Source organism: Streptomyces sp. NPDC004539, from assembly GCF_040610055.1.
Lineage (GTDB): Bacteria > Actinomycetota > Actinomycetes > Streptomycetales > Streptomycetaceae > Streptomyces.
Genome location: NZ_JBEXLS010000005.1, coordinates 232679 through 248392, shown reverse-complemented (window position 1 = coordinate 248392; position 15714 = coordinate 232679). Strand labels below are relative to the sequence as shown.

10 protein-coding genes are annotated in these 15714 nt (G+C 73.3%); 5 read left to right on the top strand and 5 right to left on the bottom strand.

Annotation, left to right across the window (positions count from 1 at the left end; all coding sequences use genetic code 11):
• Nucleotides 1–97 precede the first annotated feature (97 nt).
• Nucleotides 98–712 (top strand): MerR family transcriptional regulator, encoded by a 615-nt coding sequence (locus ABZX85_RS12865; RefSeq protein ID WP_355865962.1) that lies wholly within the window; start codon nt 98–100, stop codon nt 710–712.
• Nucleotides 713–774: 62 nt separating this feature from the next.
• On the opposite strand, the gene fabF is transcribed toward ABZX85_RS12865, so the two are convergent.
• From fabF to ABZX85_RS12840, 5 genes are all read right to left on the bottom strand, one after another.
• Nucleotides 775–2037, bottom strand: coding sequence for a beta-ketoacyl-ACP synthase II (gene fabF / locus ABZX85_RS12860; RefSeq protein WP_355865960.1), 1263 nt, complete (start codon nt 2035–2037; stop codon nt 775–777).
• Nucleotides 2038–2075: 38 nt separating this feature from the next.
• A complete protein-coding gene (locus tag ABZX85_RS12855; RefSeq protein WP_355865957.1) occupies nt 2076–2321 on the bottom strand; it encodes an acyl carrier protein in 246 nt (81 codons plus the stop codon).
• A 91-nt stretch (nt 2322–2412) separates the two neighbouring features.
• On the bottom strand, nt 2413–3249 hold the full coding sequence (locus ABZX85_RS12850; RefSeq protein ID WP_355865954.1) for an IclR family transcriptional regulator: 837 nt from the start codon (nt 3247–3249) through the stop codon (nt 2413–2415).
• A gap of 221 nt (nt 3250–3470) precedes the next feature.
• Entirely contained in the window at nt 3471–4448 is a 978-nt protein-coding gene (locus tag ABZX85_RS12845; protein WP_355865951.1) for a hypothetical protein, read from the bottom strand.
• A complete protein-coding gene (locus ABZX85_RS12840) occupies nt 4445–6622 on the bottom strand; it encodes an MMPL family transporter (protein WP_355865949.1) in 2178 nt (725 codons plus the stop codon). The genes ABZX85_RS12845 and ABZX85_RS12840 overlap by 4 nt, the downstream gene beginning before the upstream one ends.
• A 310-nt stretch (nt 6623–6932) precedes the next feature.
• Here ABZX85_RS12840 and ABZX85_RS12835 point away from each other — a divergent pair, with 310 nt between their 5' ends.
• The 4 genes from ABZX85_RS12835 (at nt 6933) to ABZX85_RS12820 (ending at nt 15666) form a co-directional block, all read left to right on the top strand.
• Nucleotides 6933–7640 (top strand): TetR/AcrR family transcriptional regulator, encoded by a 708-nt coding sequence (locus ABZX85_RS12835; RefSeq protein WP_355865946.1) that lies wholly within the window; start codon nt 6933–6935, stop codon nt 7638–7640.
• Between the two features lie 373 nt (nt 7641–8013).
• A complete protein-coding gene (locus ABZX85_RS12830; protein ID WP_355865944.1) occupies nt 8014–12678 on the top strand; it encodes an aminotransferase class I/II-fold pyridoxal phosphate-dependent enzyme in 4665 nt (1554 codons plus the stop codon).
• Nucleotides 12679–12792: 114 nt separating this feature from the next.
• Nucleotides 12793–13908: a Gfo/Idh/MocA family oxidoreductase gene (locus ABZX85_RS12825; protein WP_355865941.1), complete on the top strand. Its 1116-nt coding sequence runs from the start codon at nt 12793–12795 to the stop codon at nt 13906–13908.
• Nucleotides 13909–15666 carry an acyl-CoA dehydrogenase family protein gene (locus ABZX85_RS12820; protein ID WP_355865938.1) on the top strand — a complete coding sequence of 586 codons (1758 nt, stop codon included), beginning with the start codon at nt 13909–13911 and terminating at the stop codon, nt 15664–15666.
• The last annotated feature ends 48 nt before the right edge of the window (nt 15667–15714 follow it).

The following is a 15714-nucleotide window of genomic DNA, read 5'->3' as shown; positions in this document are numbered from 1 at the left end:
CGATATTGGATAGCTGCACTATCTATGTTAGACAGTAGAGGTATCCAATTGCGAGTCGCAAGACCGTAAGGCCACAAGGCAGAGCGGAGCACCACCGATGCGCATGTCCGAGCTGAGCCGTCGCAGCGGCGTCTCCGTCACGACGATCAAGTACTACCTGCGCGAGGGCCTGCTCGCGCCCGGCCGTCAGACCTCCGCGACCCAGGCCGAGTACGACGAACAGCACCTGCGGCGGCTGCGGCTGATCCGGGCGCTGACCGGGGTGCGCGGACTGCCGGTCAGCACCGCCCGCCAGGTCCTCGACGCCGTCGGCGGGCACACCGGCGACCCGCACGTCCTGCTCGGCCTCGTCCTCGGCGCGATCAGCCTCGCCGACGAACCCTCCGAAGCCTCCGCCGGTACCGCCGAGGTCGACGCGCTCGTCGCCGAGCTGGGCTGGGAGGTGCACACCGGCGCCCCCGCCCGCACCGCCCTCGCCGAGGCCATCGCCGCACTGCGCTCCCTCGGCGCCCCCGTCGACCGCCACACCCTCCTGCCCTACGCCCGCCTCGCGGAGCGCACCGCGGTCCTCGACCTCGATCAGCTCGACGGCCTGGAGGACCCGTTGGAGGCCGCCGAACGTGCCCTCCTGCTCACGGTCCTCCTCGAACCCGCCCTCCTCGCCCTCAGGCGCCTCGCCCAGCAGAACGAGTCGGCCCGCCGGAACGCCTGAACACGGCGGACGGGCCGGCCCCCTTCGTCGGAAAGGGAACCGGCCCGTCGGAGCGGTGTGCCTCACGGCGTCCGGAACGCCAGCACCACGTTGTGCCCGCCGAACCCGAACGAATTGTTGAGCGCGGCGATCCGCCCGTCGGGCAGCGCCCGGGGCTCCCCGCGCACGATGTCCGCGTCCACCTCCGGGTCGAGGTTGTCGATGTTGACCGCCGCCGGGGCGAGCCGGTGGTGCAGCGCCAGCACCGTCGCCACCGTCTCCACCCCGCCCGCGCCGCCGAGCAGATGCCCGGTCATCGACTTCGTCGCCGAGACGGCGAAATGGTCGGTCTCGTCGCCGAACACCTTCCGCAGCGCCTTGACCTCCGCGACGTCACCCTTCGGCGTGGACGTCGCGTGCGCGTTGACGTGCACGATCTGCGCGGGCGTCAGGTCCGTCGAGTCCAGCAGCGTGCACAGCGCCGCCGCGATGCCCCGGCCGGACGGCTCGGGCTGCGTGATGTGGTGGCTGTCCGACGACATCGCCTGCCCCACCGCCTCCGCGTACACCCGCGCCCCGCGCCGCTCGGCGTGCTCCGCCGACTCCAGGACGACGACCCCGCACCCCTCGGCCATCACGAACCCGTCGCGGTCCGTGTCGTAGGGGCGGGAGGCGCGCTGCGGCTCGTCGTTGCGCTTGGACATCGCCATCATGTTCCCGAACGCGGCCATGTTCAGGGCGTGGATCGCGGCCTCGGTGCCGCCCGCCACCACGACGTCGGCCCGCCCCGAGCGGATCATCTCGATCGCGTACCCGATGGACTCGGCGCCCGACGCGCAGGCGCTCGCCGTCGCGTGCACCCCGGCGCGGGCGTTGATCTCCAGACCGACGTTCGCGGCCTGCGTGTTGGGCAGCATCATCGGGATGGTGTGCGGGGAGACCTTGCGGAAGCCCTGCTCCTTGAGGATGTCGTACTGCTGGAGCAGCGAGGTCACCCCGCCGATGCCGGTCGCGAGGGCGACGCCCACCCGGTCCGGGTCGGCCTCGCCGCCGTCCCCCGCGGGTCCGGTGAAACCGGCGTCCGCCCACGCCTCGCGGGCCGCGATCAGGGCGAACTGGGCGGAGCGGTCCAGCTTGCGCAGCTCGGTGCGGGGGAGCACCTCGGCGGGTTCGACGGCGACCTCGGCGCCGATGCGGACGACGACCTCGTCCACCCAGGGGTGGTCGAGCCGGTGGATTCCCGAGCGGCCTTCGAGGAGTCCCTGCCAGGTGTCGGCGACGGTGCCGCCCAGCGGTGTGGTGGCGCCGAGTCCGGTGACGACCACGCGGCGGTCTGACGAAATCATGTGCATCACTCCAGAGCGGGAAGGGACCTGCGGGTCCGTCAGCGGCTGGCGAGGAGGAACTCGATGGCGTTGCCCACCGTCCTGAGGTCGGTGGTGGCCTCGTCGGGGATCGAGATGCCGAACCGCTCCTCGGCGGCGACGACGACCTCGACCATGGAGAGCGAGTCGACGTCGAGGTCGTCGCGGAAGGACCGGTCGACGAGGACGTCGCCGCGGGGGACTCCGGAGATGTCGCTGACGATGTCGGCGAGGCCGGCGTGGATCTCGTCACGGGTGGCGATCACGTGCTGCTCCTGTGTCGGGGAGAGTGCCTGGTGGGGAGGGGAGCGGGTGGGGCAGGCGGCTGCGCGTGGTGCGAGGGGCGGGGGCGGCCGGTCAGGCCGGGTCGGGGCGGGTGGCGTTCCGGCCGCGTCCCGCGCGCGAGGCGGTGGGGGCCGGCTCGCTCTCGCGGGTGCGCCGGGTGAGGGCGCGGGAGATGCGGCGGGCCGCTTCGAGGGTGAGGGCGATGTGCCGGGCGGAGTCCTCGACGGGGGACTCGGTGACGAGCCCGAGGGCGGCGACACCGGCCCCGTTCGCGTCGAGGACGGGGACGGAGATGCCGGCGATCCCCTCGGTCAACTCCTCGCCGCAGACGGCGAATCCACGCCGTGTCACCTGGTCGACCTGGCCGCGCAGCACACCGGCGTCGGTGGTGGTGAGGTCGGTGTACGCGGGGAGTCCGGCCGCGTAGACGTGCTCGCGGACGGCGGCCGGGGCCTGGGCGAGCAGGACCAGCCCGCAGGCCGTGGCGTGCAGCGGGAAGCGGTTGCCCGTCGACCAGGTCTTGTGGCACGGCCCGGCCGCCCCGGAGACGGACTCCAGCCAGACGCCCTCGTACCGGTCGCCCACGGAAAGCATCACCACGGAATGGGTCTGTGCGTGCAGGTCGACCATGGGGGAAATCGCGGCGTGCCGCAGAGCGGCATGCCGGGGTGACAGCGAGGCGACCTCCCATAACCGGAGCCCGATGGTGTATCTGTTCTCGCCGATGCGTTCCAGCGCTCCCCAGTCGAGAAGCTTCGAAACTATTCGATAGGTGGTGGCGACCGGTATGCCGGCCCGCCTGCTTATTTCACTCACTGAAAGGGTGACGTTCCCGGCGTCGAAAGCCCCGAGGACGTCGAATGTCCTCTCGATGACCGAGCGACTGTCGGGAGTGGGGGGTGCTTGCATTCGACATTTCCCTTCCGCGGAAACGCTTTGATAATTGCACTTTCAAGAGGTCTGGGGAAGGGGGATGTGGAGCTGTTCTTCACGCGTTCACAGGCGGGTGATTCCGCTGCGTCACGCAATTACCGCACGGCGGCGAATTCGTGCAAGATCACCCCTGGTGTCGTGATCATTAACAGAGGGTGGCGAAAGGGACAGGGGTGCCCGTCCCTTCCGCCCGCCCCTCAGCGCCGCGGATGCCGGGGCCGCAGCGCCGGATCGCTCGCCGGATGGCCGACCCGGAAGAACACCAGCGGACGCTCACCGGGCTCCGCCGCGCACAGCCGGGCCAGCTCGTCGTGCGTGCCGGGACAGTCGATGACATGGCTCTGCGGATGGACGTACACACCCTGCCGGAACAGGTCCAGCCACAGCCGGGTCACCAGCCGGCCCGCCTCGACCTCGTCCGCCGGACCGGCGTCCGTGCCGAGGATCACCAGGACGTCCCCGTCGCCGCTGGTCGCGCTGGACGACAGCGCCGTCAGCAGCTTCACCAGGCCCAGCGGGCGCAGGGCGCGGTAGACGGGACGGGAGAAGAGGACGCCCATCGCCGAGCGCTCCGCCTTGTTCAGGACGAGCATCACGTCGTTCAGCCCGTCCTCGGCGTACGCGGGGTGCTTCGGCGAGAGCCGGGTCCAGGCGAGGAGCTCCGCCGCGATCCCCTCGTGGCCGAAGAACCAGTGGTAGGCGCGGATCAGCAGCGGGCGCGCGGTGGCCGTGGGGACGACGGCGATCCGGAAACCGGCCTCCCGGGCGGCCAGTTGCGCCTGTTCGAGGAGTTCCGGCGCGACCCGGTCCGCCTTCCACGGGCCGCGCCAGACCCGCCTGCGCTCCACGGCGGCGGCCCGGTCGACGTCCGGCACGGCGCGTTCGGCGGGCACGATCCGGCCGACGCGGGTGGCCCCGGCGTCGTAGTCCGCCTCGAAGCGGACCGCCGTGCCCTCGGTGTTCGCGCAGATCAGGAACGTCTCCAGGTACGTGCCGAGGGACAGCCTGAGGTCGCGGTGAGAGGGGTCGCTGGGGCCGAGGGCGTACTCGGGGAGCCAGCCGACCTCGATGTGGTCGCCGCGGTGGCGCAGCTCCCAGGGCTGGGTGTTGTGCGCGTTGGCGGCGCGGGCGGCGGCGTCCGCCGCGTTGAGCAGCCGGGGCAGGGCAGTGGTCATCGGGCCGTTCCCGTCGTCTCGCGCTCCGGTACCCGCACCGGGGCCGGCGGCGGCTCCTCCTCCAGCGACTCCTTGATGCCGAAGCGCCGGTGGACGGCCCTGAGGGGCGCCGGGGCCCACCAGTTGTAGTTCCCGGCCGCCCGCATGAAGGCCGGTACCAGCACACCGCGCACCAGGAAGGCGTCGATGACGATCGCGAGGCCGGTGGCCAGGCCGTACATCTTGATCAGGGACACGCCCGAGGTCAGCATCGAGAAGAAGGAGACGGCGAGGATGGCCGCGGCGGCGGTGATCACCGGCCCGCTCGCCCCCAGGCCCTCGCGCACGGAGCCCTCCGGATCGCCGGTGCGGTCGTAGCGCTCCTTGATGCGGGCGACCAGGAACACCTCGTAGTCCATCGACAGGCCGAAGGCGATGCAGAACATCAGCACCGGCATCGACACGGCCAGCGGGGACGCCGTGAAGTCGAGGGCGCCGGAGAGATGGCCGTCCTGGAAGATCCAGACGGCGACGCCCAGGATGCCCACCAGGCTCAGCGTGTTGAACACCAGCGCCTTCAGAGGCATCAGCACGCTGCCCGTCAGCAGGAACAGGAACAGCAGGCTGAAGACGGCGATCAGGACGATCGCCAGCGGAAGCTTGCCCGCGATGGAGTGCGTGATGTCGACGAGCTGCGCCGCCTGCCCGCCGACCAGGACCGCCCCGCCCGCCGGATCGACCGCCCGGACCGCGCGCGCCAGATCGCCGCCCTTCTCCGAGTACGGCACGACGTCCGACTGGACCTGGATGCGGACCGCGTCGCCCTTCTGGTAGCCGGCCGCCACGGCGTCGGGCAGCACGGTGACCCGGTCGCCGCCCTTGTACACGCCGGCCGCCCCGATCACCTGCGTGACACCGGAGACCTTCGACAGCGCGGCCGAGTACCGCTGGAGCTGCGCGGGCGTACCCGTCCAGTCCTCCGAGACGACGTTCAGCGCGCGGTCGTCGCCCGCGCCGAAGTCGTCCCGCACGGCCTCGGTCACCACACGGCTCTCGGTCGCCGCCGGGAGGACGCGCTCGTCCGGGACGCCGAACTGGGCGTTCGTGAACGGCACCGCCATCAGCAGGAGCAGCGCGATGACCGGGGTGGCCAGCAGCGCCGGGCGCTTGAAGGCGAGGCCCGCCATCCGGCCCCAGAACGTCTGCGCCGGCTCCCGCCGCGGGCGCGGGCTGCGGCGCTTGACCGCCAGCTTGTCGATGCGGTCGCCCAGCAGGACGAGCGTCGCGGGCAGCACGTACAGCGAACCGAGCACCGCGAACAGCACCACCGCGATGCCGGCCAGCGCGAACGAGCGCAGGAAGTACTGGTCGAAGACGAACAGCGTGGCCAGCGCGGCGCCGACCACACCACCGCTGACCGCGACCGTACGGCCCGCCGTCGCCCGCGTGATCCGCAGGGCCTCGGCGTTCGTGCGGCCCGCCGCGCGCTCCTCGCGGTAGCGGGTGACGATCAGCAGGCTGTAGTCCACGGACAGGCCGAGCCCGAGCGCCGTGATCAGGTTGACCGCGAACACCGAGACCGAGGTGAACTGGGCGCCGATGTTCACCGCCGCCAGCGCGCCGACGATCGTCAGGACCGACAGCAGCATCGGCAGCAGCGCCGCGACCAGGCCCCGGAAGACCAGCACGAGCAGCAGCAGGGTGATCGGGATCGCGATCGTCTCCGCCGCGATGATGTCCTTCTCCACCTGGCTGTTCATGTCGTTGTTGATGGCGGTGATCCCGCCGAAGGAGACCGCGACCGCGCCCTTCGGGTCCGAGAGCTTCTCGTGCAGCTTCTCGGCGGTGCGCATCGACGCGTTCTCGTCGCCGTCCACGCGGACGAGGACCAGGCCCGCGTCGTCCGCGCGCAGGGTCGCGTCACCGGTCGACCAGTAGGAGGCGACCACGCGCGCGCCGTCCGTCCCGGCGACCGTCGTCGCGATCGTGCCCGCCTTCGCGCGGGCGGCGGCCGAGTCGACACCGCCCTTCGCGTCCTTCACCAGCACGACCAGGTTGGGCTGGCTGTCCGGGAAGGAGCGCTCCAGCGCCTCGGCGGCGGCGACCGAGTCCGAGCCGGGGTCGTCGAAGCCGCCCGACTTGAGGTTGTCCAGCACACCGGCGCTCGCGGCGGCGGTGATCAGCAGGAAAAGCATTCCGGCGAGAAGGGTGAACCACGGACCGCGGCGGTTCGTCCTGTCGTTCCCGGATGGCACCGAGGTGACCATCACGTGGGTCCTTTCTTCCTCTGCGGCTACGGCCTGGAAGGGGTGGGGGGGAGTCGGGCACGGCGGCTGACCTGGGGGGACGCTCCGCCGCGAGGCCCGGGTGGGGGAGGGCAGGGAGGCGCTCCCATTCTGGAGCGCTGCTCTTTTCCTGGAGCAGTGTTGCAGTGAGCACTGTCTCAAAGCAAGAGCGTTGCTCTCAGTCTTGGTCAGTGCTTTGCGGGATGGCAGACTGCACGGTATGGACGTCATCCAAGGAGCCAAGGAGCGAGCCCGCGCGGAGGTCGCCCAGGCCATCAAGGAGCAGGCCCGCGAACACCTCGCCACCGAGGGGCCCGGCCGCCTCTCCCTGCGCGCCGTCGCGCGCGAGCTGGGCATGGTCTCGTCGGCCCTCTACCGCTACTTCCCCAGCCGGGACGACCTGCTGACGGCCCTCATCGTCGACGCGTACGACGCGATCGGCCGGGCCGCCGAGTCCGCGTACGGCGAGGCCGGCGACGCGCCCGCGTGGGAGACCTGGCAGACGGTCTGCGCGGCCGTCCGCGCCTGGGCCCTGGCCCACCCCCACGAGTACGCCCTGATCTACGGCTCCCCGGTGCCCGGCTACGACGCCCCCCAGGACACCGTCGCCCCCGCCTCCCGCGTCGCCCTGGTCCTCCTGAACGTCCTGGAGACGGCCCACCGCGCGGGCACCCTGACCCTCACCGAGACCGGCGGCGAGGCCGACGCCGCCGCGGTCCTCAGCCCCGACGTCCACGGCCTGCTCGCCGGCCGCGACCTCCCCGCCTCCGCCGTCACCGCCGCCGCGGCGGCCTGGGCCCAGCTCTTCGGCCTCGTCAGCTTCGAGGTCCTCGGCCAGTTCAACCGCGTCATCGAGGACCGCGAGGCCCTCTTCGCCCAGGGCGCGCGAGCCCTGGCCCGCCAGGTGGGGCTGTCGCCGCAGACGTAGGCGTACGACGCCGGCGGGCGAGGGCGCACCCGGGGTGACCGCACCCCCGGTGGCGCCCTCTTTTCTCTTCGTGCGCCCTCCTGTGCGCCCCCTTTCCGCCCCCTTTGAAAACCATCACGCGTGAACGGAACCTCATTCCCGAGGGTTACGCGCCGGTATCTTTTCCGCTCGATGAGAAGGCGGGTTGTGTGCGCTCCAGGGTCGCATGCAAGCTCTGCGTGTCGACGTCGGGAGCCCGGGGTGCGGTAATCCCGGTGTTTCTGAAGTTGTCGTCCGGTGTTTTCCGAGGAACGGTCCGGAATACGGCACGACGGCATCCGGCGTCGGCTTCCAGGGCATTTTCAGAATCGACATTGGATCGAGGTACCGGTCAATGGCTGGAATGGCTGTCGTCGGCATGTCGTGCCGATTCCCCGGAGCCGCCAATATCGACGAGTTCTGGCAGATCCTGGTGAAAGCGGAACCGCAGTTCGCGGCTGTCCCCGCCGCCCGCTGGGACCACTCCGTATATCACCGGCCCGGTGATTTCCGAGATCCGCACGCCGTCTACACGGACCAGGTCGCCTTCCTGGACGCGGTCGACCACTTCGCCCCCGCCCACTACGGAATCCCGCCGCGCCGGGCCCGCGTCATGGACCCGCAGGCGAAACTCTTCGTCGACCTCGCCCGCGAGGCCCTCCAGGACACCGGCTGGGAGCAGAACGGCTTCGACCGGTCGCGGACGGGCGTCTTCTGCGGCGTCTCCTCGATCGACCACCGGGACATCAGCGTCTCGCGGATCACCGCCAGCCTCCTCGCGGACGGCTCGCTCCACAACGGCGAGGGCGACCCGGAGCTGATGGACCGGCTCCACGAGGCGACGGGCTCGTCGGTGATGCCGATGAACCCCTTCACCATCCCGAGCTGCCTCGCCAACATGATCCCCTGCACGGTCAGCGAGGTCCTGGACCTCGGCGGCCCCTCCATGTCCCTGGACGCGGCCTGCTCGTCCGCCCTCGTCGCCCTCGACACGGCCGTCAAGAGCCTCGCGTCCGGCGCCTGCGACGTCGCCCTCGTCGGCGGCGTCTACCTCAGCCTCACCCCGACCCCCCTGATCGGCTTCGCGAGAGCCGGCGCCATCTCCCGCGCGGGCAGATGCCGGCCCTTCGACGAACGCGCCGACGGGTTCGTCCTCGGCGAGGGCGGCGCCACCCTCGTCCTGCGCCCGGTCGAGGACGCCCTCGCGGCCGGCGACCGCATCTACGCCGTCATCACCGGCGTCGGCTCCGCGAACGACGGGCGCGGCGGCGGCCCGATGACCCCGCAGGCCCAGGGACAGCTGGCGGCCCTGCGCGCCGCGTACCGGGACGCCGGGGTCGGCATCGGGGACGTCGACCTCCTGGAGGCCCACGGCACCGGCACACCCGTCGGGGACCGCACCGAGGTCGAGGCGATCGGCATGCTGCGCGCCGAGGAGGGCGCCGACCGGCCCTGCTACCTCGGCTCCTCCAAGGCCCTCATCGGCCACACCCTCTCCGCCGCCGGGGCCGCCGGGCTCGTCAAGGCCGCCCTCGCCGTCCACCACGGCGTCGTCCCCCCGCAGCCCACCGAGATCCAGGTCAACGGCGAACTCCCGCTAGAGCGCGCCGGGTTGAGCCTGACGGCGTCCGCGAAGGAGTGGCCGCACGACGGGGTGCGCCGGGCCGGCGTCAGCTCGTTCGGCTTCGGCGGCACCAACGTGCACGCCGTCATGGAGAGCGCGCCCGAGACCGTTCCCGCTCGGGGAGGAAGCGGCGAACGGCAGGACGAGCCCTGGCTGTTCCTGCTCTCCGCCGGCAGCACCGCCGCCCTCGCCCAGTACGCGGACGTCCTGCACACCTCCGTCGTCCGCGACCCGGCCGCCACCCCCGAGGAGGTCGCCCGCACCCTCGCGACCCGCGAACTCCTCACCGCCCGCCTGTCGTTCGTCGCCGCGACCCGCGAGGAACTCCTCGACAGGCTCCGGCTGGCCGCGACCCGCCTCGCCGACGGCGCCGTCGGCGAACTCGCCCCCGGAGTGCACGCCTCGGCGAAACCCCTGCCGCCCGAGGAGCGCCGGATCGCGTTCGCGTTCCCCGGCCAGGGCTCGCAGCGCCCCGGCATGCTGGCCGACCTCGCCCGCCGCTACCCGCAGGTCGCCGCCCGCGCCGCCGAACTCGCCGCCGCCACCGCCGAGGACGCCCCCACCGTCGCCGCGCTCCTCCCCGGCCTGCTGTGGGAGCCCCGGGACGGCGAAGCCGACAGCGCCGACGACACCGAGGCGCAGGCCGCCCTCACCGTCACCGACATGTGCCAGCCCGGCCTCGGCATCACCGGCGTCACCACCGTCGAACTCCTCGCCGCCTGCGGCGTCGAACCCGACCTCGCGGTGGGCCACAGCGTCGGCGAGTTCCCGGCCGCCGTCGCCGCGGGCGCCTTCGCCCCCACGGACGCCGTCCGGTTCATGGCCGTACGCGGCGCCGCCCTCGCCGCCGCCGTCCCCTCCGGCACCGGCGCCATGCTCGCCGTCCAGGCCCCCGCCGCCGACGCGCAGCGCCTCGCCGAAGCCGTCGAGGGCGTCTGGCCCGCCTGCTACAACCACGACGGCCAGGTCGTGTTCAGCGGCAGCGCCGAGGCCGCCGACGCCCTGCGCGAACACTGCGCCGCCCACGGCACCGCCGCCGTCCGGCTGCGCGTCTCGCACGCCTTCCACTCGCCCCTGGTCGCCGCCGCCGACGCCGTCATGGCCGACGCGATCGCCGCCCTCCCGCTCAGCGGGCCCGCGCTGCCCTTCGTCTCCGGGGTCAGCGGCGCCCGCGCCGAACACCCCGACGCCATCAAGGAGTTGTGGGCCCGCCACAACACCGCGCCCGTCCGGTTCACCGACGCCGTCCGCACCGTCGCCGACTCCGGCGCCGCCTTCCTCGTCCAGATCTACGGCGGTGACACCCTCCTGCGGATGGCCCGCCGCACCGAGGCGGGCGCCGGGCTCGCGCTCCTCCCGCTCACCGTCTCCCGCGCCGACGACGGCCGGGCGCTGCTCGTGGCGCTCGGGCGGCTCGCCGTCGCGGGGGCGCCCGTCGACACCGCGCCGCTCTTCCCCGGGGCCGGCGGGCGGCTGCTGTCGCTGCCGCCGTCGCCGCTCGCGACCGACGTCTACACCGTCCGCACCGGCACCGGGCGCCCGCAGCGCGAGACGGCTGCCCGGGGCGCCGAGGTCGCCCGCCGCTCCGCCGAGGCCGTCGAGGCGCCGCTGCGTTCGGTCATCCCTTCCCCCGTCCCCGCCACGCCCCACCCGATCGGAGAGCCCAGGATGAGCGGACTCATCGAGTTCCTGCACGCCCAGGTGTCCCTGCTCCAGTCCTTCGACCCGGCCGCCGCCCGCAGTCTGCCGCTCCCCGTGGTGCCGGCCCCGGCCGCCGTTCCGGCAACCGTGCCCCAGGCTCCTGTTCGGGAAGCGGCCGAGGAGACCGCCCCCGCGCCCGCCGCCGGCGCGGTCTCGGACACCGTCCTCGACGCGATCACCAAGGTCAGCGCCTACCCGCAGGACTTCCTGCGCCCCGAGCACGTCTTCGCCACCGACCTCGGCTTCGACTCGATCATGCTCGCCGAACTCGCCACCCGGCTGCGCCGGCAGTGGCCGCACCTGGAGGTCAAGGCCGCCGAGATGATGGAGATCGCCTCCATCGGCGATCTCGTCACGACCGTGGAGAGCCGGCTGGGCGCGCCCGCGCCGCTGCGGCGGACGATCATCCCCAGCCCCCAGCCGGCCGCCGCCCCGGCACCGGTGCCCACGCCCGCCGCCCCCGCCCCCGCCGCGCCCGCCCCCGATCGCGGCGAGAGCGCCGACGTCCGGCTCTTCCCCGAGGTCCGCGCCTCCCTGGAGCGCAAGGCGAACCTGGAGGCGGCCGGCGTCGTCAACCCGTACTTCCTGCGGCACGAGGGCACGATCCGCGACACCAGCCGGGTCGGCGACCACGAGCTGATCTCCTTCTCCAGCTACAACTACCTGGGCCTGTCCGGGCACCCCGAGGTCGCCGCCGCCATGCAGGAGGCCGTCGCCCGCTACGGCTCCTCCGTCTCCGCCGCCCGCATCCTCTCCGGCAACCGCCCGCTGCACGAGGAACTCGACCGGGGGCTCGCCGAACTCGTCGGCGCGCAGGACGCCGTGAGCCTGGTCAGCGGACACGCCACCAACGTCACCGTCATCGGGCACCTCATGGGACCCGAGGACCTGATCCTGCACGACGCCCTCGCGCACGACAGCATCATCCAGGGCTGCCGGCAGTCCGGCGCCGCGCGCCAGCCGTTCCCGCACAACGACCTCGTCGCCCTCGACCGGCTCCTCGGCCACGTCCGCGGCAACTACCGGCGCGTCCTGATCGTCGTCGAAGGCGTCTACAGCATGGACGGCGACACCGCCGACCTGCCCGCCCTCGTCGCCGTCAAGCAGAAGCACGACGCGCTCCTCATGGTCGACGAGGCGCACAGCATCGGCGTCATGGGCAAGACCGGCGGCGGCATGGCCCAGTTCTCCGGGGTCCACCCCGACGACGTCGACGTCTGGATGGGCACCCTCTCCAAGTCCCTCGCGAGCTGCGGCGGTTACGTCGCCGGGCGGCACGAGCTGATCGAGCACTTCCGCTACACCCTCCCCGGGTTCGTCTTCAGCGCCGGACTGCCCCCGGCGTCCACCGCCGCCGCGCTCACCGCGCTGCGCCTCATGCGGGAGGAGCCCGAGCGGGTCACCCGGCTCCACGACAACGCGGCGCTCTTCCTGAAGCTCGCGGCGGAGGCCGGCGTCGACGTCGGCACCAGCTCCGGCACGCCGATCGTCCCCGCCATCACCGGCGACTCCGCGAAGGCCCTCCTGCTGGCGGACCGCCTCTACGCGCGCGGCGTCAGCGCCAACCCGATCCTCCACCCGGCCGTCGAGGAACGCCTCGCCCGACTCCGCTTCTTCATCACCTCCGAGCACACGGAGGCGCAGATCACGACGTCGGTGCAGATCCTCGCGGAGGAGCTGACGGCGCTCTCCTGAGGCCCCCGCACACCACCCCGACCGGCACCGGGGCGAACCCACGGGTTCCCCCGGCCCCTGGCCCCCGCCCCGGTGCCCTTCTCCCCGTCCGCCTCTCGTCCCCAGGAAGCAGCCATGACCGAACCGATCCGCGTGGGTGTCATCGGAGCCTCCCCCGACCGGGGCTGGGCCACCGCGGCCCACCTGCCGGCGCTCACCGCGCTGCCGGACTTCGAGATCACCGCCGTCGCCACGACCCGCACGGGCAGCGCCCGCCGGGCGGCCGAACTCGCCGGTGCCGCCCACGCGTTCACCGACCCGGCGCGGCTCAGCGGCCACCCGGACGTCGACCTCGTCGTCGTCGCGGTGAAGACCCCGGACCACGCCGGCCTCGTCCTGCCCGCCCTCGACGCGGGCAAGCACGTCTACTGCGAGTGGCCGCTCGCCCGCACCACGAAGGAGGCGGAGGTGATGGCGGAGGCGGCGGCCCGCGCCGGCGTCCACCACGCCGTCGGCCTCCAGGCCCGCCACGCCCCCGCCGTACGGCACGCCCGCTCCCTCCTCACGCGGGGCGCGATCGGCCGGGTGACCGGCGTGAACGTGTACGCGGCCCGCGCCAAGGGCGTCGGCGGCACGATCACCTCCGACGCCGTCTACACCCTGGACCGCAGGAACGGCGCCGGCACCCTGGAGGTCGCCGGCGGCCACACCCTCGACCTCCTGGAGTACCTGACCGGCCCGGTCAGCCGCCTCTCCGCCGACCTGTGCGTACGCCAGCCCCGGCTGACCGTCTCCGACACCGCCGAGAGCGTCGGCGTCACCAGCCCCGACCACGTCATGGTGCAGGGCCTGCTGAGCACCGGTGTCCCCGTCAGCGTCCACATCCACGACGGCAAGAGCGGCGACGCCCGCACCCGTCTGGAGTTCTCCGGCACCCGGGGCAGCCTCGCCGTCGTCTCCGAGGGGCCCGCGGCGGGGCACGGCATCCAGGTCAGCGACATCCACCTGTACGAGACGGCCGCACCCGGCGCCGCCTGGCGGCACGTCGACACACCCCCGGACCGCGCCACCCCCGACGTCCCCGCCACCGCCGTACGCAACGTCGCCGAGCTGTACTCCGCGCTCGCCGCCGACATCCGCACCGGCTCCCGCACGGTCCCCGACTTCGAGACCGGCCTGCGCCTGCACGGCCTCCTCGACACGATCCGCACGGCGGACGAGACGGTCTCCGGACAGGTACGGGGGCTGTAGATGACGACGGACACCACGGGCACCGGCGACCCCGCGCCGGCCGAGACCCCCACCTTCCTGACCGCCCTGCTCGACGGCCGCCCCGACTGGGCGGGCTGGACCACCCGGCCGCGCCTCGACCGCGCGGCGAGCCTCAGGGCCGACGCCGCCGCCGCGAGGCTCCTCACGTTCCTCGACACGCAGACCGACCTCGAAACCGTCGAACGGGACGGCGAGCTGCCCGAAGGCTTCCTCAAGTCGCTGCACGACGTGGGCGCGTTCAGGCTCGGCGCCGACGAGGAGCTCGGCGGGCTCGCCCTCGGCACGTACGACGTGTTCCGCGTCGTCGAGGCGGCGGCCACCCGCTCCGCGGCCGTCGGCTTCCTCCTCGGCGTGCACAACGGCATCGGCGTCGGCGCCTCCCTCCTCCCCGCGCTGCCGGACGGCCCGCTGCGCGACCTGATCCGCCGGCACATCGCCTCCGGCATGATCTCCGGCTGGGCCGACACCGACCCCGAGGGCCAGGGCAACCGGTGGCCGACGGTCACGGCGACGCCCGCCTTCGACGGCGACGGCTACGTCCTGGACGGCGAGAAGCTGTTCATCAGCAACGGCCCCGTCGCGACCCTCCTCGGCGTCACCGTGACCGTCCGGGGCGACGCCCACGCCCCGCGCGTCGGTCTCGCCGTCGTCGACACCACCGACCCCGGCTTCCGCGTCGAGGACGAACTGGAGCACCTCGGCGTACGGGGTCTGCCGAACGGGCGGCTCACCCTGAACGGCGTCCGGGTGCCCGAGGAGCACCTCGTCACCGTCCCGGAGGGCGATCCCCGGCGCACCCCGAGGTTCGCGTCGGCGGTGATGACGGCCCGCCTCCTCATCCAGGCCGCCCCCGCGCTGGCCATCGCCCGCAACTGCCTGCGCTGGTCGGTGGAGTTCACCGCGCGCCGGAAGATCGACGGGGCGGGCCTCGGGGAGTACGACCTCACCCGCCGCACGCTCGCCGAGAACGCCGCCGACGTCCGGCTCATGGACAGCGTGATCCGCTGGAGTCTCGGCGGCCCCGCCCCGCAGGACCGCTGGTTCGACCGCCACGCCGCCCGGAACATCTGCACGGACGCCTGCGCGCGGGTCGTCGACCGCACGCTCTCCCTGATGGGCGGCGAGGGCATGGAGACGGCCCGCTCCAAGCGGGCCCGGGGCGCTCTCCCGGTGCCCCTGGAACGCGCCTACCGGGACGCCCGCGTCCTGCGCACGGCGGGCGGCGTGGACTTCCTGTCCGACGTCCAGGCGGCGAACGCGCTGCTCGCCGGGCAGGCGCACGGCAACCCGGACACCTCGGCCGCCCCCGCTGCTGCGGACACGCCGGACGCCCCCGACACTCCGGACGAACCCGGCGCGGGCCCTGTCGAGGGCGAGCCGTCCCCCCGCACCCTCCTGTCCCCCCGCAACCTCCACCACCTCGACACCCTCACCGCCCACCTCGCCCGCTTCCCCGCAGCCGCCCGCACGGTCGCCGGCGCCGTCGCCTCCGAGCCCCGCAGCCGCCAGTACCCGCTGCTCCTCCTCGGCCTCGTCGCCCGTGAACTCCTCGGCACCGCCGCCGTCCTGGCCGCCACCGCGCACGACGGCGACCAGGACCTCACGGACATCCACTGCACCGCCGCCGAGGCCCGCCTGCGCGACCTGTGGGCCCGCCTCGACGAACCCGAGGGCCCCGACCACGCGGCCGTCGCCGAAGCCCTCCTGGCGACCGCCGCCCCGGTACCCGGGCACTGACCCCCGGTACCCCGTCCGGCACCCCGCCCGGCCTTCCGCCCGGCCGCT